The following is a 23,542-nucleotide window of genomic DNA, read 5'->3' on the forward strand; positions in this document are numbered from 1 at the left end:
AATTAATATAAATGAAAAATAATATAGTAATTATTACAGGAATTACGGCCTCAGGTAAATCAGAATTATGCGATAACCTGAGAGAAAAATATGGAAATATTAGTATAATAAATTGTGATTCAAAGCAGGTATACAAAGAAATTCCCATAATTACTGCTCAACCACTAAAGCAAGAAGAATTTTATAAATTATATGGTTATGTTTCAGCAAAAGAAAATTATTCCGTGGGTCTATGGTTAGAGGATTTAGAAAAAGAAGTTAATCACGCATTAGAAAATGCTCAAATACCTATCATCACTGGAGGAAGCGGGCTTTACATCAGCAGTTTCATCAAAGGCTTATCATCAATGCCACAAATAAGTCAGGAAGTGAGAAAAAACGTAAGTGAGCTCAGGAAAAATTTAAGTAAAGAGGAGTTCTATAAATTAGTATTAAGCAAAGACTCAAAAGTTCAAGATAAAATCTGTATTAATGACTCGCACCGTCTTTCAAGAGCACTTGAAGTTATCACTGAAACTGGTAAGACAATCTTTGTATGGCAAGAAAATAGACAGCCTCCTTTATTCGATAATTTTAAGATATATACAATTTTGCCTAAACGTGAGGATGTATACCAAAAAATAAATTCTCGTTTTATCAAAATGATCGAAAATGGAGCAATTGATGAAGTAAAAAAGCTACTTAGTATGAACTTAGCTCCAAATTTGCCAGCTATGAAAGCACATGGAGTGCCAGAAATTGTAAAGTATTTGAAAGGTGAGATTACTTTAGACGAAGCGATACAGATTGCTCAAACAAACACAAGACACTACGCAAAACGCCAGTACACTTGGTTTAAAAACCAGTTCCCAAGTTCTGAAGTCATTGATTGTGCAAATGAGCTAACAGCGCTTGAAATATTTTAATTGTTAGTTTCCAGGTGTATTTCCATACTCATTGCTATGAATGGGCGGTTCCATATTTTCCAGATGGCTGTTCACTTTTGGTGGCTTATCCAAGCCATGCTCTATTTTTATTTTAAAAAATCCAAGCCTCTCGCAAAATTTCTGAAAACACTCTTTTATAACGTCAAACAAGTTTTTATCACCTATATTATAGTCCTTCAGTCTCTTAGGAACAGTAAGTGACAATTTACCATCTTCATATGTTACATTTTTATCACCTTGAGACTTAAGTGTGAATTCTAGCGAGCTATCCAATTTACATAATTCTTCTTCCAGTTCTGCAAAAGTGCGAACTGCAATTTTTTCTTCAATTCTGATTGCCGCATGACTTGGATCACTACAATTAATATGTGTTACATGATTAGACTGAAACAATAACCCATATGTTTCAGCTAAATGAAGGATAGGTCCTCCTTTACCATACAATGCACCCACATAAGCAGCCTGGTTACAATTAGTGATTAGTTCTTCTAGAATAGAATCATTTGGAACTTCTGCTTCAGCATATTCAAATAGCTCTGTAAAAACTTGTTTTACAAATTGGCGGTACTTATTTTTGTCATTTGAAATGAGGTTGGTATGTTTATTATATAATTCATCAACAAGCTCTTTTGTTATAACTTTGTTCTGAATAACAAGTTTCATTCTTGGAAGATCTACGTACATAGTTGCACCAGAATTCGCTTCAGCATTATCTTTACCAGCCCTCAACCTGCTAAAACCAAACTTTTCTGCTTGAGCTCTTAGTGTAACTATTCGATTTTCCTTTTCTTTTGGTGTAGAGCCGTTCATCATTAATACCTTGATATAGACTGCTAATGGTATAATAATACATAAAAATGATTAATAAGTTAATAAAATACCTACTATAAGCCCTATGATAGCAAATATAGTTAGGGGTAACTTAGGCTTACCGACGATTTTAAAAACAACAAATTCGTCATTCCGTTACGTGTTAGCGGCTGAGATACCGCGAATGAATCGCGGTATAACGTTAGAGAGCTGTGCTAGCTATAGTGCATACCTGACCATAAGGTGACAAGATTTTAAAAAGGCTCTATAACAGTTTTACACATGTATGAATCTCAATGAGCAATCAGATTTTTCTAAATAGCAGGCTGGAGAATATACCTAAGTTCCATTCCGCAATATTGCCTAAACTTTGTGGTAGGGACAAGGTGGTGGATCTGCTGTTTTATAAGCCACTTAGTTATGTGGATAGAAGCAAGTTACTATCTGATGCTCGAGTTGGAGAATTTACAACTTTCATTGCAAAAGTTTATGAGCATCAGTCGCCCACTTTTAGAGGTAGACCATATAAAATAGTCGTTGAAAGTGAGAGTCAGTATATATTCATAGTCTTTTTTAATTACTCAGTTAAGTATTTATATAAACTATTTCCAATTGGAGCGAATGTGATCATCAGTGGCAAACTCGAAAAATTTGCTGAACATTGGCAAATTACTCATCCAGATTACGTGTCGCTTGACATCAACCAATTTAAAGAAATAGCTTGCATAGAGCCAGTTTACCAATTATGCCGTGGCATTACCAATAAGCGCATTGGGAACATAATAAGCTCTAATCTAAAGGAATTGCCTGATTTACCAGAGTGGATAGATGATACATTAATCAAGCAAAAAAAATGGTTAAGTTGGAGGGAAAGCATCATAAAATTGCACAGACCAAGCTCATTGGTGGAAGCTGAGGTTTGTAGAAAAAGGCTTGCTTATGATGAATTGTTTGCGTATCAGCTAGCGCTGAAACTTGCAAGAAAAAATCATGTGAAAGAAAGGGGAAGAGAATTTATAATATTGAGTAAATACAAAGAGCAAGTTTTAAATGAATTGTCGTTTCAATTAACAAATGATCAAACTCGTGCAATAGATGAGATCTCAGAGAGACAAAAATCCAAGTATCGCATGATAAGCTTGCTGCAAGGTGATGTTGGTAGTGGCAAAACCGTAGTTGCACTTTTTGCAATGATAAATGTGGTAGAAAACAACATGCAGGCAGCTCTAATGGCACCGACTACTATCTTGGCGGAGCAACATTATAATTGGATTGAGGAAGTTTTATCCTGTACCGATATAAAAGTTGCGCTGCTTACTGGTAAAACTTCGCGCAAGGAAAGAAAGATTATCATGAATGAACTTGCAAGTGGTGTTTTAAATATAGTGATTGGCACTCATGCACTATTTCAAGCTAACGTTACATTTAAAAATTTAGGGCTTGCAGTCATAGACGAACAACAGCGATTTGGAGTGATGCAGAGAAATCGCTTGGTAGGAAAAGGAGAAAATGCCGATATACTTTTCGTTACTGCAACTCCCATTCCAAGAACCTTGCAGCAAGCTATGTATGGTGATGTTGAATGTTCAATTTTGAAAGAAAAACCAAAATCCAGATTGCCAATAAAAACTGTAACTATGAACATTAGTAGGGTGCCAGATGTTATTGAAAAGCTAAAAGGTGCTATAAACAGGGGCGAAAAAGCATATTGGATTTGTCCATATATAGAAGAAAACGAAGAGACCAATATTGCTGCAGCAGAGATGCGTTTTCAGGAATTACAAAAAACATTTCTTGATAAAGTCGGGATAATACACGGAAAATTGACTCAGGAGCAGAAAGATCAAGTTATGTTTTCCTTCAAAAGGAATGAATTTTCTCTGCTTGTTGCAACCACTGTGATAGAAGTTGGTATAGATGTGCCAGATGCAACCATCATGATTATAGAAAATGCAGAGCAATTTGGGTTATCACAATTGCATCAGTTAAGAGGCAGAGTAGGGCGAGGAAACAAGCCATCTTTTTGTGTATTATTATACGATAATTTAAGTAAAAGCTCATCTTCAAAGTTAAAGATCATGTGTGAGTCACAAGATGGATTTTACATTGCTGAAAGGGATATGATGCTAAGAGGCAGTGGAGATATTTTAGGCACAAAACAATCAGGATGTATGGAATTTAAATTTGCTGATTTATATCAGGACAAAGAGCTGCTCAATCTCGCGTATAATAACGCAAAAGGCGCAATGGCTGATTTTGAATTACTGCTTGATATATTTGAATATAGGAGTAGATTACATTTTTCAAAATTTCAGTAGGAAAACCAGGTAGCCCACAGAAACGAAAAAACTTACTTGACACCCTTCGCCAGCCCACTTATCATGCTAGTGAAGCTATTGTATTTGCTTTCGCCAATCTGCAGATTAAAAGGTAAGGATTACTTAATGTATCGGCGTCTTATGTTCAATTTTTTGCAGTATATAGATACTGTATGTCTTTACAAAACTTCATCTACATCTAGATTTTTATCTAAATAAGCTGAACGCGCTTATAAAGCGTTACAAGACATCAAAAAATGCCAATACTCGACAGAGATAGTAAAAGACTAGCTAACTCGGGGATTCTTTGTCTTTTTTTCTGCTTAGTAAATTTCTTAAACATTTGCAGCGTAAGTTAGTTGCAATTAAAAGCGGCTGAATCTCGCTTGTCAAGCGTTTAAAACATAAAAAACGCCAATATTTTAAAGCGGATAATAACCACGGGGCTTCTTTTGCCTTTTTTTTCATTTGGTAAATTTCTTAATGTTTATGGCTAAACGACAACCGTCATCCCGCTGCTTGTTAGCGGGATCTCTTGTTAGCGGCTGAGATACCGCGAATGAATCGCGGTATGACGTAGATTGCTGTCATTCCAGTGCTCCTTTTTTTGTCATCCAAGCAGCCTCCTATGGTGTCATCCCAGTGCCCAGACACTGGGATCCAGCATTTCACACAATCCCATCAAGAACGTTGTATTTTACATAACACTTTTATGCTTACCAACCCAGTGTCCAATCAAAATTCCTGGATCCCAGTGTCTGGGCACTGGGATGACATCATAGGAACACTGGGATGACACCATAGGGGCACTGCCGTCATAAAGGAACCAGTGTCAGCTACTTGAATGACATCATGGGGGCGCTGGCCTGACAACCGTCATCCCGCTGCTTGTTAGCGCCGCGGCGGTATGACGGTCCGCTGCTTGTTAGCGAGATACCGCGAATGAATCGCGGTATGACGGTGTAATGACGGTTAAGTAATTCGTTATCCCGCTGCTTGTTAGCGGAATCTGCTGTGGCGACATAAACTCAAATCATTTCAAATTTCAATCCAAAGAGGTATCATTATGTCAAACAACTTCAATTTTAAAGAATTTTTTAACCACTATGAAACAAATAGTACGTCAGATGATATACAAAGGTATTATTTGCTGTGGAAATCAGTAATAGCGCAGGCAATGATTGATGCAGCAAGTAACTGTAAAAAAACAGAAAGCTTGGTAGAAAAACGTAAGGCAATTTCTTGGTTGTCAGACTTTAGTCAAGATTTTGTGCACACATGTATATTGGCTGATTGTGATCCGGTATACGTAAAAAATAAAATACAGCCAACCTTAAAAAGCCTTACTAGATAAAGCCTTTTTATATACTTAATGAGGTTTACTCCTTTTACCGAAAAAAATATAATTCAATCTCCTATCTATAGTTGCCTCTATATCTTTGATTAATAGCTGCTTTATCATGTTTACTTTTCGCTTTGCATCTTGAGCTTGACGCTCATTGTTACCACTGTTATTGCTGTAATTATTCTTATCACTATAACTACTGCCACTTGGTTTGCTACTGTTACTGAACTCACTACCCTTTTTTCTTCTTGTGTTGAGTATCTGTATTATCTTTTCCTTTAAAAAGGACTTCCAGCCTGTGCCAAGTAATAATTTATAGAGAAAATGCGGAGTAAGAAACGCCACTAATATTCGAATAGAAATTCCGTAACCGAGATCTTCCCTATTTTCATAATACCACTTGCAATATTGAAACAAACGGTAAAACGCATTTTTGAAAGAGCAAAATTCTACAGCATACCAAAAACCATTGCTGAGAAACATGAGCACAATGCTGAATGTGTAAAGATACATTGTGAAGAGAAACAGTTTCACAATTATATCTTTTAGACTACCTAATATATAATTCAATAATCTTAATTTATAGAAAAGTGATATCATTTCACACCCACTTCAATATGGCTGGGGTGGAAGGATTCGAACCTTCGCGTGGCGGTATCAAAAACCGCTGCCTTACCACTTGGCTACACCCCAATACTACTTACATCAATAACACTATTAGCCCAATTAGTAAAAGATTTATTTGCTTTTTCTATGGGCATCACAGCAATAGCTGGCTGATCATAAGAATGCATTGCTTCGATTTTTTCTACAATTTTATCAACTTGATCATTCCTGCTCTTCATAATTGCCACTACTTCACAACTATTACTAATTTTACCTTCCCATAAATACAGAGAATTCACTTCGGGAAATATATTTACACATACAATTAATTTCTCGTTTAACAATTCTTCAGAAACAGTTTTAGCCTCCTCAAAATTTGAAAAAGTTGTATAAACCAAAACTAAATTATTCATTAGTAGCTACATAAATGCATTGCTACTATACTCTACCGAGATTTATTCATCAAGAGAAAATAACGCCAGCGCGTACTGTATGAACATTTGTTTGCAAAGGTAGTATGTTAAGTGTTATAGCTAGTTTGCCTCAAACGTAAAGGTGTCATCCCAGTGCCCCTGTGATGTCATTCCAGTGCTTGACACTGGAATCCAGTTTTCCATATAATCTCATCGAAAACGTTGTAACCACTTCCTATGCTAGTTTGCTTGTAAACAAGCAAACTTTCCTGGATCCCAGTGTCAGCTACTCGGATGACACCTTTCCTAGCAGAGAAATCACAATGTTCATACGGTTGTACGCATACCGCTGGGATCTAGGATTTTTCTATAGTTTAAAAACAAAAAAAGGACGTTACTCATTGAGTAACATCCTTTTGGAGAAGGTAGAAGTTTTACTTATTACACTGTTCCTGGAGTTGCTGTAGCTCTTGAGTTGACAGGTTCTGCACTAGGTTGATCTAGAGATGCGAGTCGTTTTGCCAACTTTTCTTCGAGTTCTCTGTCAAATTCTTCTTTTAAAGGAAGAACTTGTTTTCTTGTTAGCGTAGAAGAACCAGAACCCATTCCACTATCAGTAGAATTACTGTGAGTGAGAGTTCTGTTACTCAAACTATCCAGGTTTTGCTCCACAATAGGATCACTGAGAACATCTTCACTGAAAGAACTTTGTCCATTTAAGTTAGTCAATGAGGCGCTTCTAGGTAGTTCTGGTGGAGCAACTGGAGTAAGCTTAGGAGTTAAGCTACTAGATGAATTGCTTCTACGGACTGTTGCAAAGTTCTGAGAATCTGAATCAGAGACAGTAGCAGTACTTTCAGTTCCTATAGAATTTAGTGAATTGCTTTTTGACAAGCTGTTAGATTGTTCAGAGCCTTTTCTTCCCAGTGAAGAGAATGATGATGACACAGACCTAGTTAAACTTTTGACAGAAGGCCTGTTAGCTTTTTTCTCTGCTCTGTCAAACATATTGCTTACGCTTGAGTACAAATGATTTTCTCTACATTCTTTAATAACCTTCTTAATTTCATCGTGATGTTCAGAGAAAACACTGTCGATGAAATAACTACCTTTAGGTAATGACCTTTGTGTTAACAAGTTATGCAAGCTTTTTTCATTTAAATTATTAATGAATTCTTTCTGTACTTGCCATCCAGAAGTATGTTCAATCTCCCCTGATTTTGCCTTCTCTGCCATTTTTAAATCAATTTCTGACGATATTCCAGAAAGTATATTTTTCACTAACCCAGAATTATTTCCTTTATCAGCAAAAATTGCTTTCATATCATTTCTTATTTCGTCAGATTTCTTAATTGCATCTGGAGTAAACCTTTTTACCTTATCTAAATAGTCCGTCTCACCAGATGCCTTATGGAACTTATTTGCCACTCCTTCGCCTACAAAACTAGCGCCTTTTTTCAGTGAATCTACTGAATGTTCATAACCTTCTTTCACCTTATCTTTAACATGCATAGCACCATCTCTAACTTTTCCGGCAGCGTATGTTGATGCGTCCTTAACTTTCCCAGCAGTATATTTCGCCCCATCAACTGTTTTTTCTGCTGACCACTTGAGCCCTTTATATCCAGATTGAACTGCTTTTACAGCGACTTTTACAGCGAAATATAAAGCAAGACCAACTATAGCACCCGGTATAGCAAGTGTTGCACCAACTGCCAAAAGTGGTAGTACTGCCGTAAATAATCCACTTGCTGTACTTACTACAAGAATCTTATCTCCTTGTTTCATCTTAGAGAATTCTGTATCTCCTTTTAACAGGTCAGTCATTCTTTCTTTTAGCTTCTTGTGATCATTAGCAATATCTGAATTTGGTAGATTTTGCATCGTTTTATTCAAATCAAAACTATCTTCTGGTTGGTTTTGTTGAGTTCCAACAGAATTTGAATTTTTTTCATTATGTAACATTTTAAACCTCACTATTAATTAAATATATTATAATTGTATTCCTTGATTCTTAAGTTAGTGTTAAATTGATTGCCAGTATTTATTTGTCTTCAAATAATTTCGCTTGACGTGTTTTGTGGTAACATAGAAAATTAGGTCAAGAAGCTGCAGCATTTATGAAGTATAGAAAAAGAACACTCATCTTTTTGGCTGTTATAACTTTAATAATAATAGCTTTACTATTTAGGTATAATTCCCATTTTCACAAAGACGTAGTGCACTTAAAGAGTGACAACAAAGAATTCAAAAAAAAGCCAAAAAATTCCATAGAGTCGACCATATTACATAGAGAAAAGGAAGTGTACGATCATGTTTTCCATCCTGATGATTAATTTGTAAATAAAATAGCAATTTATGTTTGCATTTTCTTATTAAAGAAGTAATATTAGCGTATTAATTATAGAATCAATCATTATGTTTGATGATAATAATCCTTGGAATCTGGGAAAGAAACCAGTAGGGAACAAAACTCCTAATAATGAAGATATTTTAAGTAAAGCTGTATCTGATATAAGGTTCTTTCTTAATGGATTAACCAGAAACAGGGGCAAAAAACCTTATTTCATCATTTTCATTATTTTGCTGTTCTATGCTTGCACTGGCTTTTATATTGTCCATCCTAGTGAAGAAAGTATAGAACTTACCTTTGGTAAATATTCTAATACAGAAACACCTGGTTTGCGTTATCACTTCCCCTACCCTATTGGCAAGGTTTTTAAAGTGAACGTTAAGGAAGTAAATCGTGAAGAAATTGGGGTAAGTAGTTCTTATGGGCGAGATACAGATCGCGGTGAAGGCGTGATGCTAACTGGAGATGAAAATATAGTCAACGTTAACTTCGAGGTTCAGTGGCGCGTTAGAGATGCTAAGGACTATTTATTCAAAGTGCGGGATTACAAACCCGGTTTCAGTGTTAAAAATGCTGCTGAAAGTGCCATGAGAGAAATAATAGGTAAAAATACGATCTCTTTTGCACTTGGTCAAGGCAGACCAGAAATTTCTAGAGATACTAGAATTCTATTGCAGCAGATTCTTGATGGATACCAAATGGGTATAGAGATTTTATCTGTTCAAATGAAAAAAATTGATCCACCAGAAAAAGTAATCAGTTCGTTTAGAGATGTACAAAGTGCTCGTGCAGACAAAGAGCGTACTATAAACGAAGCATATGCTTATAATAATGATATTATACCTCGAGCAAAGGGTGAAGCGATAAAGATAAAATTAGATGCACAAGCATATGAAAATGAAATAATAAATGAAGCAAAAGGTAATGCAAATCGCTTTTTATCTCTTTATGAGGAATATAGACAGAATCCTTCTCTCGTTAAGAATCGTATTTATCTTGAAACTATGGAAAATATTTTCAGTAAGGTAGACAAAGTTGTTGTAACTGATGATCTGAAAGGTATGTTTTCTTATTTACCTCTTACAAATTTAGGAAAATAACCATGAGTAGTAATATTAAAATTGTTTTTGTTTCTGTATTTGTTGTTTTATTGATTGTTTTATTTAATTCAATATTTGTTGTGCAAGAAACAAAGCAAGCGATAGTTATACAACTCGGTAAAGTTGTAAGGGATGTTAGGGAAAGTGGCTTATATTTTAAGTTGCCATTCATAAATAGTGTAGAGTTTCTTGATAAAAGAGTTTTAGATTTAAGTCCTGATAAGATCCCAAGGGAAGTGATAACAGCGGATCAAAAACGTATTATAGTAGATGCGTATGCAAAATATAAAATAACAAATCCTGTTACTTTTTACCAGGCTGTGAGGAATGAATCAGGTCTGGTTAGAAGATTATATCCGGTTATAGAAGCACACATAAGAGAAAATATAGGCAGATTTTCGTTGATTAGCTTGTTGAATGAAAAAAGATCAGAGGTTATGCAATTGATTCAGCGTGGAGTTTATTCTGAAGCTGAAAAATTTGGCATAGAAATAATAGATGTAAGAATTAAGAGAGCAGACTTACCAGAAGAAAATAGTTCTGCAATATTTCGCCGTATGCAAACTGAAAGGGAAAAAGAAGCAAAAGAAATTAGAGCAGAAGGAGAGCAAGCTGGGCAGGAAGTTAGATCAAAAGCTGATAAATTAAAAAGGGAAATTATCTCCAGTGCAGTAAAAGAATCGTACGAAATAAGGGGCCGTGGTTATGCTGAAGCAACTAGAATTTATAATGAGGCATTTAAGGTCGATGAAGAGTTCTTTAACTTTTATCGCTCTATGAGCGCTTACAGTAAATCATTTGCCGAAAATAATACTAAATTTGTACTTTCACCAAACAATAACTTTTTAGATATTTTAAATAAGGGGTGGAAATAGTCTATGAAAAGTAAGGCATTTATTTTATCTATATTTGCATATTTTCTAATTGCGTTTTCTTCGTATGCTAATATGTTTGATTGGAATGCAAAAAAGGTCGTTGATGCTAGCACTACTGCATGCAACTGTAATCAAGGACTTGCCGATTTAGTGGAAGAACTCATTCCTGCGGTTGTAAATATTTCAAGCGAACAAATCATCAAACAAGAAAATAACAGCAGAACTAGAGTTCCATCTATGCCAGGAAATAATTTTTTTGATGATTTTAGAGAGTTTTTTGAGCATTTTGATCAGTTTTTTATGGATAGGGGCCCTAGTGTTAACAAAGAGGTGGTGTTGCTTGGTTCTGGGTTTATTATAGATAAAGGTGGAACTATAGTAACCAATTATCACGTTATTAAAAACGCCAAAGATATCACAGTTACTATGAACGATAATACTTATTTCAAAGCAGAAGTTTTAGGCTATGATGCAAGAACTGATCTTGCTGTGCTTAAGATTAATTCTGATAAAGATCTTTCTTCTGTTGCATTTGGTGATTCTGATAAAGCAAGGGTTGGTGATACGGTTATGGCAATAGGTAACCCATTTGGTTTGGGTGGCTCTGTAAGCACAGGAATTATATCTGCAAGGTCCAGGGACATTAGTATTGGCACTATGAATGAATTTATTCAAACTGATGCTGCAATTAATAGGGGTAATTCTGGAGGACCGTTATTTGATTTAAATGGAAAAGTTATAGGTATTAATACTGCTATCTATTCTCCATCTGAGTCTGGCGGCAACGTGGGTATAGGTTTTGCCATACCATCTAATTTAGCTATGTCAATTATTGACACATTAAAAAGTGGCAAAAAAATAAAACATGGTTGGCTTGGTGTGCAAGTTCAGCCTATAACGAAAGAATTTGCTGAGTCCTTGGGTTTAAAAGATATAAAAGGCGCATTGGTTGCAAGTATAGTAAAGGATAGTCCTGCAGAAAAAGGTGGGATTAAAGTAGGTGATATATTATTAGAATTTGACGGTAAAAAAATCGATAGAATGACACAATTACCTCAAATGGTTTCAAGAGCTGGACCTGAGAAAAAAGTGCAAGTTAAGTTACTTAGAAAGAGCAAAGAGGTTAATATTAAAGTTGTGATCGGAGAATCTACAAATGATGGCCAAGATAACAATCAAGAAGAAAATAAATCAACATCTGATTATGTAACCGGTTTAACTGTTTCAAATCTGCCAAAAGAATCAAAAGAAAGTAAAAATAATGTACCTACAAAAGGTGTGATAGTTACCAATGTAGATAGTAACAGTAATGCCACGTTGCGTGGTATTAAAAAAGGAGACATTATTATCCAATTAGATGGAACCGATATAGAAAATACTAATGATTTTCAAAAACAAGTTGATTCAGCAGTAAAGAAAAACGGTAAAGATTCAATAATGTTGCTCATTTACCGCAATGGAAATCAATTCTTTACTTCGATAAAGTTGAAGAAATAGCACTCGTAGGTTATTTACTAAATTAGCAGCATTGTAAGCCTGTCACTGTAACACCTCAATCTTACAAGACAAATCAAAACTATTAAAGTCTACATTCCATTCACTAAAATACACATATGGATAATATAAATTTTCTAAAATTCATTGAACTGTGCTTTCAAACAGTGGTGCCGGGATGTGAGTATAATGATTATCAGTACATAAAAGTCATAGCAGAAAGGCTGGAAGCAGCAAATGCTGGCGAAGTAAGGCGCATAATATTCAATATGCCTCCGCGTTCAATGAAGTCCATATGTATGAGTGTTGCGTGGCCCGCATGGATACTGGGCAACTGCAAGAATAATAGTTGCAAGTTATTCTAAGTTGCTTAGTGAAAAACATTCGCTTGATACCAGGTGCATAATGCAATCTGATTGGTATAAAGAACTATTTCCAGAGGTAGAACTATCCAAAGACCAGAACACTAAATATAAATTCCAAACAGTGCAGAGAGGATACAGAATCGCAACATCAGTTGGAGGAACATTAACCGGTGAAGGTGGTGACTCTATTATTGTGGATGATCCGCTTAACCCTGCTCAAGCTTTGAGTGAAACATTTAGAAAACGTGCCACAAACTGGTTCGATCAGACTTTAGTAACGAGACTCAACGATAGAAAAAAAGGAGTAATTGTGCTTGTGATGCATAGGCTCCACCTGGAAGACTTAACTGGGCACCTCTTATCTAAGCCAAAAAACATATGGCATCACATTTGTTTGCCAATGATTTCTGAAAATAAGGAGGTTATTTATTCAATTAATAACCATACTGGTGTCATTCCAACCCCCCCTCCTGTCATCCCAGTGCCCAGACACTTGTATCTGGGATCTCGTTCCTTAACTTTATAGTGTAAATTATTTCAAATTGTGTCTAGCTGCAAGTATAATAATTTCCATTTATAGATAAAGTATGTTGCAAATGTTATGCCAAAGAGTATAATAAAATCTATATCAAATACTTTACAAGAAAAAGTGGGATAGAGGCAAAAGCAAATATTAATAAGGATAATTTAAGAAAAGCGCATACTAGAGTTTGAAGAAGCAGTAAAAATAAAAAATATTATTGAAAGGTTAAATAGCACATGATATAATATATATATATAGTGTAAAAATGTAAATAATTTTATTGACATCTTTACATTAATAGTTCTTAAATATTTAGTACTGTAGAATTAAGTTTTATGAAGGAAGTAAAAATGGTGGAAAGCTTTTCAGGTAACAACAAAGGCAGTAATTTTATTGAGGAGGCAAAAATAATGGAAAATTTTTCAGATAATAACGGAAACGGTAGCTCAATCTTCCAAGGAAAAATCAGGGAGCAAGATTTCTCTGCAGAGCAGAAGCTAAATGAACTAAAAGCAGCCAGAGAGGAGCTTACCAGACAAGATTTCCTCAGGAGGCTCGAGTGTGAGCGTCAGGCTTCTAGTTGTATCGATGAAATATCATCTCAAGCAGAGCTACATATCGGAGAAGGTGATGATGAGGATTACTTCACTGGTGAAAAAGGAAGAGTACTCGGAGATTTCTGGAATTTCTTTGAATCTCTCTTCAACCTTTTTGAAGTAGATGTAGATGATCCGAAAATCTACCAAATGCTCAAGGAGAAGAAAGAAAAAAACCTGATTGCTGCGATAATGAAGTTTTTGTGTGATAAGCTTAAGGAGTTAATCAAGAAGATTTTTGCACGCGATTTAAGTTTCAATCAGAAGTTGGACAAAGAGATAAAAGAATTGCAGGAAAAATTAGGCAGTGGTGAGTTATCAGAAGAAGAGTTTGCAAGGGCGTTAGAAAGATTAACTGCATTGCAAGATCTGAAACTCAGGTTACAAATGGCCGTTGTCGGATGGATTGTTACAATGTTCGCAGAGATGTTTGGAGTTGAGTTGGCGGCTGCGGTAGAGGAATCTACAGAAAAAGAAGATAAAAAAGCAGAAAAAACATCATTAGAAGCAACTAAAGAAGTTTGCGAAAACGTAGAAATGAAAGTGGATGAAAGAGAAAAACCTAAAGTGCCAGTTTTCCTTTTTGAAATTTCACCAGGATTTGTAAGACCGGTTGTTCTGAGCAAACCAGAACTTGAAATTGCGTCAGGTCCTTTGAAACATCTATTGCGTCTTGCTGAGCTTGAAAGAAAATATCATGAAAATTCACAAAAACCAGAAAAAGTGAATGAAGAGAAAAAAGCGAAGCCTGAACCGAAGAAAGAGGTGTGTCCACCGAAACTTCCAGACAAGAAGCCTGTGGCAAGTGGGATAAAAATTAATTTTAATAAAATAAAGAATATTGGTTTCCGAGAAAGGGATGCGAATACTAGTGTTAATGGAAGAGGAACCACGCCACCCACTAATGGACAAGGAAACAAGCTTGATAATGGGAAGAAAAACGAGTCTGCTAGTTATGCAGCAAGCCGTCTGAATGGTAATGTTAATAAGAAAAAAGCGGATAACCTTTACACCGAACTTGCAAAAGAACTTGCCAATTTTAAAATAGGTGTTTGGAATGGTGCTGAGAATGAAGGTTCTGTGAATGATGCTCAATCACCAAGAGGATTGACTAATGATGTAAAAGTTGAGAAATGTGTAGAAGGTCAATCAGTAGGAAAGACATAATCGTGAAGGTAGTTAGATCCCAGTGTCTGGGCACTGGGATGACACCCTCTTGGATGGAAACCAGCGTCAGCTACTTGGATGACGCCTCACCATGTCATTCCAGTGCGTGACGCTGGAATCCAGGAGTATAAAAATGACGAATAAAATTTATACTAAAAAATATAAAAAAAGTGCTTGCGCTACAATTTATTTTTAGTACACTAGTCACATAATATTTTTACTTAGGGGTCAATATGTATAGTAATAATGATAAAAAAGATAGCGATAAAGGGTTTACTCCAAGCAGCAGGTATGAAAAGTATAGCGGTTCTAATCCGGTAATGCTTGAGGCACGTGAAAGACAGAGACGTGAAAGTAGCAAGCCTGGCTCGCAAATGGAGAGTAGTAGCTCTACTAGTGCTGGCAGTAGTAAAGGTAAAAGTAAGTAATGTTGTTTCATCACAATTTTAGTAGGGGGAGTTATGAGTAATTCTACAAAAGGGCTAGTTAACGCATTTAACTTAAATAATTATGGTATTGATAAGGTCAACACTAATTTTACTGTAGGAGGTAAAAAGATTGTTGGTTTATTTGCTAGTGGTGTTAATACAAAAGAATATCTGCGAAGAATAGGAGAGGAGATAATAAAGCAGCACTACAGTGATGGAACTGAGTTAGCAAGTAAATATTATAACTTAAACTATTTTCCATTTGTTCTAGATGCTAATCCTGATAAAGAGGATTTAGGTAATGGCATAGTGAAAGTAAAGCTTGCAGATTCTACAGATAATGGAGTAATTCGTAACTTGAAGGTTCATTTTGCTAATGAGTTTGAGGGGGCTGTGAGATCTAAAGTGGCTGCACTTCTACAAGGATTAGTAGGAATAACGAAGGAACAAGCATATGAATGGGTCAATGGAATTGTTGGAACAGGAGCGATAGGTAGTCCTTATCTATACTGTATAGCTTTTAGCAACGAGTACCTCGAAAAAAGGTATAATTCGAGGATTTTTGAGCTATTGAAGAGTCTTTATATCAGTGAATTTAACTCAAGATTAGAGGCGTGTGGTCTTAAGAGTTCAGACTTTTATGAATATAAAGATGGTATGTTATACATTAAAAATGTGAGTGATAAGGTAGTCAGGAGTGTAACAGAATATGTTAAAGGGCGAGTAGCGCTTGATTTTAGAACTCCAGGCAGCGTAGAGTTTAAAGTTGAAAATTGTAAAAATGTTTTGAGTGAACTAATTCTTAAAGCGACAGGAAAGTTTGTTGACGGGTATGATTATGATGACTTTACAAACAAAAACAAAATAAAGAATGGGCATAGTTTTGCTCTTATACCTTTTATAGAAGAGAATGGTCAGTTGAAATCTTTAAGTTCTAGGGATGCATCAAAGATTAATGGAGGAATATTTAATGGTTTTCATTGTATAAGTGATATTAGAGGCAAAACTGCAAATCCACAATTTGCTAATTGTAAAGAGCCAGTTTATGCTTTCTCTAATAAGCAGATTGCTCAGTTACTTCCTAAAATTATGGGGTCTCCAATTGCATATAATCAAATAAACGGACGTTTTGAATTTGCAGTTGATCTTGAGAATTTTAAGAGACGTAGCTCGAGTCGATCCTCCTCAACGGTAACTTCTCCACTCAATTCTCCTACACATGAAGAGCGACCAAGAACACCGCTTGAACAAACTGGAGCTAGGTTTTTTGAATCTAGAGGAGACAGAGATAGTGGTCTTGATGATTCACCTCCACAACTTAAGGATTCTGGTTCTTCAAGTGGTGGTCCAAGTTCTGGCTTAACTGAATTGTCATCACCGACACAGGAGTTTCTCAAGCGAAGTCGTGGTGAAGGGTTAGAGAGTCCTCTCAGGCAAGGATCAGAAAGAGAGGAAGGAAAAGGGGGGCTGTTTCAGTTGGTGCCGGGGGAAATAGATTCAAGTCAATCCACTGATGATCAATCACAGCTATCTTTGAGTAGATCATCATCGATTTCTTCTCCTATAGCATGGGATGATTCAACATTCTTAAATCCTGAGGTTTCTAATGAGGAACCTAAAAAACAGCAAGTTACTAAGGAAAAGGAAGAAGAAAAGTTGTTTAAAGCATTGCTTTATTGGTTTAACTTAAATGATTATGCTTTGGATCCTCCTCATACTAACTTTATTGTAAAAAATGGGAAGATTGCTAGTTTAATTGATGATAGTGTTGATGTAAAAGAGTATTTAGAGGAGATAATAGATAAAACGAAAGAAGAGTATCGTGTCAATAAGGAAGAAGCCTATGATCTAAATGAGTTTCCATTTCAATTTCTTTCTAATTGTGAGAAAAACCAAGAAACAACAGTTGTTGCTAATATAAGTCGTGGTGCCTTACTTAACTTAAAAGAACTTTTTAGTCGGGAGCATGAGGGAAAAGTAGAAATAAAAGATATCGACATTAACATCGTCGAAAAGGCAGTGAAATCTGAAAAGGACAAATGGGTAAATTTTCAGGTGCAAGAACATGGGTTATCCCCTAAAAAAGCAATTAAAACCTGTTATCCCGATGAAAGCGTATTAGAATATATTTCAATTACAAAAGACAAAGGTGGATGCTGGATTAACCGTGGTTATGATGGTTCGGAAGTAGAGTCGTTTAGGAAAGAGCAATGGCCTGCTAAAGGTACGTCAAAAGCTGAAAAGATGAAGTCCGAAGATAATAAAGACAGCGGTATCTCTTCAGCGGAGGCGACTGATGCTGAAAACGTAAGCTCTAAAGCTGAGGCAACAACAAGTGGTTATGAGTCTATGGATTGTGAGAATACTAGAGGAGGATCGCCAAAACGTACTCTAGAGTTGAGTGTGGGAATGGAAGAATTGACAATATCCACAGACCTGTATGCCACTAAGGCCGAGCAGCACTCTCCTATAAAAAAATTTAGAAGCAATTGATCTAATCCACCGCTCTCAGCCACCTAAGCGTTTTATTAGGGTTAGGGCAAAGTCCCTGACCCTAAAGGCACTGGTGTTAGTTTTTCTCATCCATTGCAGATATTGCGCGGTACTAAATGTTTAAAAAGTATTAATATAAAGATATCAATAAAATTATTTACATTTTTATACTATGCACATTACATCATGTGTTATTTAACCTTACAATAATTTTTTTATTCTTGCTGCTTCTTCAAATTCTAAATTTTCAGCATGCTCTATCATTTGCTTTCTCAAATCATCCTTATTAGTATTTACTTTCGGTTCTGCTATTGCCCTCTCCTGTAAGGTGTTTGATATAGGTTTTATTATAGTCTTTGGGACAATATTGTGCAATATATTATGTTCTTCTTGTTTTTTTCTTCTTCTTTCGGTCTCTCTTAATGCACGGTCCAGAGAACCAGTGATTTTATCTGCATACAAAATTACTCTACCTTCAGCATTACGCGCAGCACGACCAATCGTTTGAATTAATGAAGTTTCCGATCGCAAAAATCCTTGTTTATCAGCATCCAAAATTGCAACCAACCCACACTCTGGAATATCAAGACCTTCCCTCAGCAAGTTAACACCTACTAAAACATCGATTTCTTTAGATCTCAATTTGTATATAATTTCTATTCTCTCCAGCGCAGCAATATCAGAATGCAAATAACTCACTCTCATATTCATTTCACTCATATATTCAGCTAAATTTTCAGCCATTTTTTTCGTCAATGTAGTGATTAAAACACAAAATCCCTTCCCTATTGTCACTTGTGCCTCATGAATTACATCATCAATTTGACTCTCTATTGGTTTTACAATGCAGATTGGGTCCGCAAGCCCTGTTGGACGGATAACTTGCTCTATAAATACATTACTGGTCTTTGCCAACTCATACTTTCCGGGAGTGGCTGAAATGTAAACAGTCTGCGGCCTAACTCCCTCCCACTCTTCAAATTTTAATGGACGATTATCAAAAGCGGAAGGGAGCCTGAAGCCATAGTCAATCAATTTCTTTTTACGCGCCTCATTACCACTGTACATCGCACCAACCTGAGGAACGGTGACATGACTCTCATCAACAAATAAAATTACGTCTTTAGGTAAATATTCAAACAAAGTAGGTGGTGGATCCCCAGCTTCCATTCCATAGAGATAACGCGAATAATTTTCAATACCTTTACATATTCCTGTTGTTCTCATCATTTCGATATCAAAATTAGTGCGTTGCTCGAGGCGCTTTGCTTCAACAATCTTGTTTTGCGAGTAGTAATAATCCAAGCGTTCATGCAGCTCTTTTTTGACTAGTTCAATTGCCTGCAACAAAGCCTCACGCGGGGTTATGTAATAGCTATTTGGAAAAATGGTGATTTTATTTACGCCTTTGGTAACATTGCCCGTTATAGCATCAACTTCAGAAATTTCTTCTATTTCATCGCCAAATAACGATAAACGCCAAGCTTTATTTTCATAATGGGAAGGAAATATATCAACAATATCGCCGCGCACTCTGAAATATCCTCTCTCAAACCTGGCATCAGAGCGCTTGTATTGAAGATCAGTTAAGTTGCTCAGGAAATCATTAATACGAATTTTATTTCCAACACTAAGCGGTATGATCATGCTGCGGTAGCTCTCAGGCGAACCAAGACCGTATATGCAGGAAACACTGGCAACTACGATCGTATCCCTGCGCTCCAAAAGGGAGCAGACGGTGGAATAACGCAGCATCTCAATTCTTTCGTTAATTGCAGAATCTTTTTCGATATAAGTATCAGTTTGTGGTAAATAGGCTTCAGGTTGATAATAATCATAATAAGAAATGAAGTATTCAACAGCATTATGGGGAAACAATCCTTTCATTTCCTCATAAAGCTGTGCTGCTAAAGTTTTATTGTGTGCCATAATTAATGCAGGCCTGTTTGTCCTTGCAATAACATTTGCCATAGTAAAAGTTTTCCCAGAACCAGTAACTCCAAGCAAAACTTGGTCTCTTTTATTGCTATTTAGCCCCGCAATTAAACTATCGATTGCCTGCGGTTGATCTCCAGCAGGTTGAAAATGTGTAGTGATTTGAAATTTCATAGACTTTACTTACTATCTTTGATTCATTGCATAGTGAACACTATATTGCTTTTAAGATAAGTTGTATAGCTATCGTAAAGCCATAAAACATTAACCAACAATGTCATGCAAGTAGCTGACACTGGAATCTTGTTTCAATGTTAAACAAAATACCATAGAATTCAAGAAGACAATTCCTAAAAAATCCCTACATCCCAAAAAAGGCAAAATGCTGCTTGAATAAGCTAAATTTTTTTAGATGCAAAAACAATAAAACATAGTTGATACTAAATTATAGTACTCCTATGACAACGTTACAAAAATTAAGGAAATGGATAGCTCTGATCAATTGGAATAGTATTTTCAGGTACCGGTGGTCAATATGACATTTTTAAAATAAAGATTTAGAACCTGTTTAAAATCTTCTCAATAGAAGAGAAATGAAGTAAAGAACGACCATTTGTAGGCTAGTGTTAAGTTTTCGCTCGCAATTTTTCCACAATCGTCTGCATTTTTCTAACCAAGCGAAAGATCGCTCTACAACCCATCTTTGTGGCAATACAGCAAAGGAATGTAATTCACTTCGTTTTATTACTTCTACAGTTGCTCCAATAATCGTTTTTATTTGAGTTGCAAAATTTTCTCCTGTATAACCTGCATCGACCAGTATATTTTTAACTTCCGAGAGGTTTTCTTTTGCGCTTTCAACCATTCTCACAGCACTGCTAACCCCAGTTGTAAATTAGAAAAAATAGAAAAGGTAAGGAAATAGGGTAAACTCCGAGGTATTTGATATTCATTCCTAAAATAGGAGGTTACCAATGAAAGAGAAAGTAACAGAAATCTTTTGTATAGTCGATGATTTTTGCAATACAGTCGATGAAAATTTTGCAGAAAAACTTCTACCAAGTGGCAAAAAACCAACCAGGACGCCAGAGATTACGCATTCAGAGATTTTTACCATAATATTGCTATATCAAGTGCGACAATTTTAAAATTTTCTATGTGCATTATTTGAAATTATTATACGAATCAGCGTTTCCAAAATTGCCATCCTATAGTAGGTTTATCAGGCTAAAATCGCAGGTTTTATGGTATTTAGCGCTCTTAATGCAATGGTTTTGCGAACAGTCAAAAGTGACAGGGATTTCGTACATAATCTATCGCTGTTTGCCATCCAAAAAGGACCTCGAGAAACAAAGTTTTCAAAGGGTTGGCAAAGATTGGAAAGACTACTTATGGGTGGTTTTTCGGTACATCTAGTAATCAACGAAACTGGCGAAATTCAAGGGGTTACGGTGACAAAAGGCAACGTTGATACCTGTGCCAAATTTAACTCAGAAATTGACTGGATTATTGTTTAGAGATAAAGGATATATCAAAAAAGATCTTTTTCACGAATTATTCGATAGAGGGTTAAAGCTTGTAACCAGTATAAAAAGGGTATGAAAAACTCATTAATGGTGCTAAATGAGAAGATTTTGTTAAGAAAAAGATCGATTATTGAGACAGTTTTTGGCTCTCTGAAAAACAAATTTGAGATTGAGCATACTCGCCACAGATCACCGATAAATTTTTTGGTACACATTTTTTCTACGCTTGTTTCATATTCCATGCAGCCGCTGCATTTCTAAGCTTTACTTCGTTGGCTAATCCGCAACTGGGGTATATAGGGTTGACACCAAGGCAATATTCTTCTGGAAAAGTTGATCGGCATGGCAGCATATCAAAGATGGGACCAGCGGAATGTAGAAGTATGTTATATGAAGCTGCACAAACAATGCTTACAGTTACCAAGAGGACATTTAAATTAAAAAACTGGAGTTGCGAAGAAAAAAGGAATGAAAAAAGCAATTGTAGCAGTAGCAAGAAAATTAGCTGTAATTATGCATAGGATGTTGGTTGATAAAACAGAATTTTATTATCAATAAACATCAAAAGAGCATAGGACAATAATTTTATTGAAAATAAAGATAGCAATGCCGATGGAAGGGACAAGCAAGAACTTAGTTAGACTTCGTGGTAAACATGTTGCCGTCCACTTCCGCCTAACAAGTATAATGCGGCTTGACAAATTTATTGTCATCTCAGACCGCGGAGAGAACCATATGCTACTTTTAACTTATGTAAAATTACCAAGGATTATGGAGAAGATATGCTGTTTTGATTTGTGTGAAAATTATTGTTGACTTATGTGCAATTAGAGAACCTAAGTCACTTTAGCTATATATAAAAGGTTTAAGTGGTTGTATTGATGTATCTTTGTATTAAAAAACACCCAATAAGCAGAGTTGTAAGTGGAATAAACCACAAAATGTAAGTGCTAGGTGGTACGATTATAATTGAATTGCCGTAAGAATTTTTTAACTCTGAGATTATCTCTTCATCAGTGTATCCATCATTGATTTTTTTACGAATTGCTTCCCGCATATCATACGCGATCTGAGATCCAGATTCAGACAATGATTCGCCAGAACATATTGGACACCTTATTATTTCAAATAAACTGGTTGCTCGTTTTTCCATGCTTTTATCTCTGAGTTTATTATCCAGAGTAAAAGCGTTTACGCCTGAGTGGAATATCAATATGAAAAGTAAGCTAATTACTATTCTCATTCTTGGTTAATTGGATTATTTTACTGAGTTGGTTCATAAAATCAGTGATGGATAACTTTCCAATAAAGCTTGACCCTACATCATCATCGTACTTTATTGAAAATTGAATGCCATTATCAGTTGTTTTTTCTGATAAGGAAGGTACTAATTTTTCGAACGCATCTGAAGTTTTTGAGTCACCAATCATAAACGAGATTAATTCTTTATAATTTGATATAGCCACGTTGATTTTGTCTTTAAATGAATATGTAACTAAGTTGTAATTGTTTACCCCACCATCTGCAGCAAAAGAAAAATTATTACTTTGAATCAAAAATTTCTCTATATTGAAATTAATTCTGGAAGCCGAGATGTCGTTTACAAATTCATAATCAAATTTAATGTCGATACTAAGGTAACTTTCAGGACTTGCAGTATTTTTATACCGATAAGTATACAAATCAAATCCTAGCTTAGCATTTCCACTCAGTTCTTTATCGAGGTGAAATTGAATGTAATTGCTTTTATCATTCACTTCAGTTATAACACTTTGCTGATTTTCTAAAACATCACATTTTAATCCATAATCTTCGTAACGAAGTGTATCTATATAGTCTATCACGGTACTATTTTTGTTGAATCGCAATGAAGATGGTAAATCGTTTAGTCTAACAACAAAGTGGCTGCTATCGTTTGTGTGGCATTTTATATTCTTTTTCTCATCACCATGAACAGCAATATTGACTTCATTGCTTGGTATGTAGATATATACTGATTTATCAAACAATCTATTTTTTATCAATAAAGCATCAGATGAGATGGTTAATTGCTCATTGGAAAATTTTGGGTTTGTCACACGAAAAATTAGGTTAGAAGGAAATCCACTAAAATCATGTGAAATATCAAATTTTTCGTCGTTAATGTATAGTATTGTTTCAGCTAAAAGATTTTTTACCTTACATGCAGAAAAATACCAAAAACCACTATACGCTACAGGAATAAACAAAAGTAAAGAGATGATAATATAGATAAAAATCTTACGCATAG

The 23,542-nt window shown here is 35.5% G+C and carries 22 protein-coding genes, 1 tRNA gene and 3 pseudogenes; 17 read left to right on the plus strand and 9 right to left on the minus strand.

Annotation, left to right across the window (positions count from 1 at the left end):
- The first annotated feature begins 11 nt into the window (after nucleotides 1-11).
- Nucleotides 12-905 (plus strand): tRNA (adenosine(37)-N6)-dimethylallyltransferase MiaA, encoded by an 894-nt coding sequence (gene miaA / locus L0Z58_RS04045; protein WP_010082478.1) that lies wholly within the window; start codon nucleotides 12-14, stop codon nucleotides 903-905.
- A 3-nt stretch (nucleotides 906-908) separates the two neighbouring features.
- Here the strand turns inward: miaA and L0Z58_RS04050 are convergent, their stop codons facing one another.
- Entirely contained in the window at nucleotides 909-1,736 is an 828-nt protein-coding gene (locus L0Z58_RS04050; RefSeq protein WP_010962859.1) for a hypothetical protein, read from the minus strand.
- 296 nt (nucleotides 1,737-2,032) lie between these two features.
- Between L0Z58_RS04050 and recG the strand changes: the two genes are divergently transcribed.
- The 3 genes from recG to L0Z58_RS04065 all read left to right on the plus strand — a co-directional run bounded on the left by recG (nucleotide 2,033) and on the right by L0Z58_RS04065 (nucleotide 5,408).
- Complete coding sequence (gene recG / locus L0Z58_RS04055; protein ID WP_010962860.1) at nucleotides 2,033-4,054, plus strand: ATP-dependent DNA helicase RecG; 2,022 nt, start codon at nucleotides 2,033-2,035, stop codon at nucleotides 4,052-4,054.
- Between the two features lie 595 nt (nucleotides 4,055-4,649).
- Nucleotides 4,650-4,850, plus strand: coding sequence for a hypothetical protein (locus L0Z58_RS04060; protein ID WP_010962861.1), 201 nt, complete (start codon nucleotides 4,650-4,652; stop codon nucleotides 4,848-4,850).
- 270 nt (nucleotides 4,851-5,120) lie between these two features.
- Nucleotides 5,121-5,408 (plus strand): hypothetical protein, encoded by a 288-nt coding sequence (locus tag L0Z58_RS04065; protein WP_010962862.1) that lies wholly within the window; start codon nucleotides 5,121-5,123, stop codon nucleotides 5,406-5,408.
- Between the two features lie 15 nt (nucleotides 5,409-5,423).
- Here the strand turns inward: L0Z58_RS04065 and L0Z58_RS04070 are convergent, their stop codons facing one another.
- From L0Z58_RS04070 to walE1, 4 genes are all read right to left on the minus strand, one after another.
- Nucleotides 5,424-5,882: a hypothetical protein gene (locus L0Z58_RS04070; protein ID WP_022626355.1), complete on the minus strand. Its 459-nt coding sequence runs from the start codon at nucleotides 5,880-5,882 to the stop codon at nucleotides 5,424-5,426.
- A gap of 135 nt (nucleotides 5,883-6,017) precedes the next feature.
- A tRNA-Gln gene (locus tag L0Z58_RS04075) sits at nucleotides 6,018-6,092 on the minus strand.
- Entirely contained in the window at nucleotides 6,083-6,418 is a 336-nt protein-coding gene (gene cutA, locus L0Z58_RS04080) for a divalent-cation tolerance protein CutA (protein ID WP_006279213.1), read from the minus strand. Before cutA ends, L0Z58_RS04075 begins: the two co-directional genes overlap by 10 nt.
- Nucleotides 6,419-6,859: 441 nt before the next feature.
- Nucleotides 6,860-8,383: an actin bundler gene (gene walE1, locus L0Z58_RS04085; protein ID WP_022626356.1), complete on the minus strand. Its 1,524-nt coding sequence runs from the start codon at nucleotides 8,381-8,383 to the stop codon at nucleotides 6,860-6,862.
- Nucleotides 8,384-8,538: 155 nt separating this feature from the next.
- Here walE1 and L0Z58_RS04090 point away from each other — a divergent pair, with 155 nt between their 5' ends.
- The 8 genes and pseudogenes from L0Z58_RS04090 to L0Z58_RS04125 all read left to right on the plus strand — a co-directional run bounded on the left by L0Z58_RS04090 (nucleotide 8,539) and on the right by L0Z58_RS04125 (nucleotide 17,812).
- Entirely contained in the window at nucleotides 8,539-8,754 is a 216-nt protein-coding gene (locus L0Z58_RS04090; RefSeq protein WP_022626357.1) for a hypothetical protein, read from the plus strand.
- An 82-nt stretch (nucleotides 8,755-8,836) separates the two neighbouring features.
- On the plus strand, nucleotides 8,837-9,871 hold the full coding sequence (gene hflK, locus L0Z58_RS04095; protein WP_010962866.1) for an FtsH protease activity modulator HflK: 1,035 nt from the start codon (nucleotides 8,837-8,839) through the stop codon (nucleotides 9,869-9,871).
- A gap of 2 nt (nucleotides 9,872-9,873) precedes the next feature.
- Complete coding sequence (hflC, locus tag L0Z58_RS04100; RefSeq protein WP_010962867.1) at nucleotides 9,874-10,746, plus strand: protease modulator HflC; 873 nt, start codon at nucleotides 9,874-9,876, stop codon at nucleotides 10,744-10,746.
- Nucleotides 10,747-10,749: 3 nt separating this feature from the next.
- The gene (locus L0Z58_RS04105) at nucleotides 10,750-12,243 is read left to right on the plus strand and encodes a DegQ family serine endoprotease (RefSeq protein WP_010962868.1); all 1,494 of its coding nucleotides are present in this window, start codon (nucleotides 10,750-10,752) and stop codon (nucleotides 12,241-12,243) included.
- Between the two features lie 116 nt (nucleotides 12,244-12,359).
- A pseudogene (locus L0Z58_RS04110) lies at nucleotides 12,360-13,089 on the plus strand (hypothetical protein); the annotation flags it as partial.
- A gap of 374 nt (nucleotides 13,090-13,463) precedes the next feature.
- Nucleotides 13,464-14,891, plus strand: a complete 1,428-nt coding sequence (locus L0Z58_RS04115) for a gas vesicle protein GvpG (RefSeq protein ID WP_227738606.1) — start codon at nucleotides 13,464-13,466, stop codon at nucleotides 14,889-14,891.
- Nucleotides 14,892-15,124: 233 nt separating this feature from the next.
- Nucleotides 15,125-15,319 carry a hypothetical protein gene (locus tag L0Z58_RS04120; RefSeq protein WP_010962871.1) on the plus strand — a complete coding sequence of 65 codons (195 nt, stop codon included), beginning with the start codon at nucleotides 15,125-15,127 and terminating at the stop codon, nucleotides 15,317-15,319.
- 33 nt (nucleotides 15,320-15,352) lie between these two features.
- The gene (locus L0Z58_RS04125; protein WP_010962872.1) at nucleotides 15,353-17,812 is read left to right on the plus strand and encodes a hypothetical protein; all 2,460 of its coding nucleotides are present in this window, start codon (nucleotides 15,353-15,355) and stop codon (nucleotides 17,810-17,812) included.
- 201 nt (nucleotides 17,813-18,013) lie between these two features.
- Here L0Z58_RS04125 and uvrB read toward each other — a convergent pair whose 3' ends face one another.
- Nucleotides 18,014-19,921 (minus strand): excinuclease ABC subunit UvrB, encoded by a 1,908-nt coding sequence (uvrB, locus tag L0Z58_RS04130; RefSeq protein WP_010962873.1) that lies wholly within the window; start codon nucleotides 19,919-19,921, stop codon nucleotides 18,014-18,016.
- Nucleotides 19,922-20,315: 394 nt separating this feature from the next.
- Nucleotides 20,316-20,636 (minus strand): annotated as a pseudogene (locus L0Z58_RS04135) (transposase); the annotation flags it as partial.
- Nucleotides 20,637-20,721: 85 nt separating this feature from the next.
- On the opposite strand from L0Z58_RS04135, the gene L0Z58_RS06800 reads away from it, so the two are divergent.
- From L0Z58_RS06800 to L0Z58_RS04145, 5 genes and pseudogenes are all read left to right on the plus strand, one after another.
- Nucleotides 20,722-20,895, plus strand: coding sequence for a hypothetical protein (locus tag L0Z58_RS06800; protein WP_010082315.1), 174 nt, complete (start codon nucleotides 20,722-20,724; stop codon nucleotides 20,893-20,895).
- Nucleotides 20,896-21,021: 126 nt separating this feature from the next.
- On the plus strand, nucleotides 21,022-21,264 hold the full coding sequence (locus L0Z58_RS07060; protein WP_454897178.1) for a hypothetical protein: 243 nt from the start codon (nucleotides 21,022-21,024) through the stop codon (nucleotides 21,262-21,264).
- A pseudogene (locus tag L0Z58_RS07065) lies at nucleotides 21,224-21,405 on the plus strand (transposase); the annotation flags it as partial. The gene L0Z58_RS07060 and the pseudogene L0Z58_RS07065, both read left to right, overlap by 41 nt.
- Nucleotides 21,382-21,534 carry a transposase gene (locus L0Z58_RS07070; RefSeq protein WP_369408987.1) on the plus strand — a complete coding sequence of 51 codons (153 nt, stop codon included), beginning with the start codon at nucleotides 21,382-21,384 and terminating at the stop codon, nucleotides 21,532-21,534. The pseudogene L0Z58_RS07065 and the gene L0Z58_RS07070, both read left to right, overlap by 24 nt.
- Nucleotides 21,535-21,545: 11 nt before the next feature.
- Nucleotides 21,546-21,794, plus strand: a complete 249-nt coding sequence (locus L0Z58_RS04145) for an IS110 family transposase (protein WP_022626363.1) — start codon at nucleotides 21,546-21,548, stop codon at nucleotides 21,792-21,794.
- A gap of 344 nt (nucleotides 21,795-22,138) precedes the next feature.
- Here the strand turns inward: L0Z58_RS04145 and L0Z58_RS04150 are convergent, their stop codons facing one another.
- Both L0Z58_RS04150 and L0Z58_RS04155 read right to left on the minus strand, forming a co-directional pair.
- Nucleotides 22,139-22,516: a cytochrome c-type biogenesis protein gene (locus L0Z58_RS04150; RefSeq protein ID WP_010962876.1), complete on the minus strand. Its 378-nt coding sequence runs from the start codon at nucleotides 22,514-22,516 to the stop codon at nucleotides 22,139-22,141.
- A complete protein-coding gene (locus L0Z58_RS04155; protein ID WP_010962877.1) occupies nucleotides 22,500-23,540 on the minus strand; it encodes a hypothetical protein in 1,041 nt (346 codons plus the stop codon). Before L0Z58_RS04155 ends, L0Z58_RS04150 begins: the two co-directional genes overlap by 17 nt.
- Between the last annotated feature and the right edge of the window lie 2 nt (nucleotides 23,541-23,542).

Source organism: Wolbachia endosymbiont of Aedes aegypti (genome assembly GCF_021496215.1).
In the GTDB taxonomy this organism is placed as follows: Bacteria; Pseudomonadota; Alphaproteobacteria; order Rickettsiales; family Anaplasmataceae; genus Wolbachia; species Wolbachia pipientis.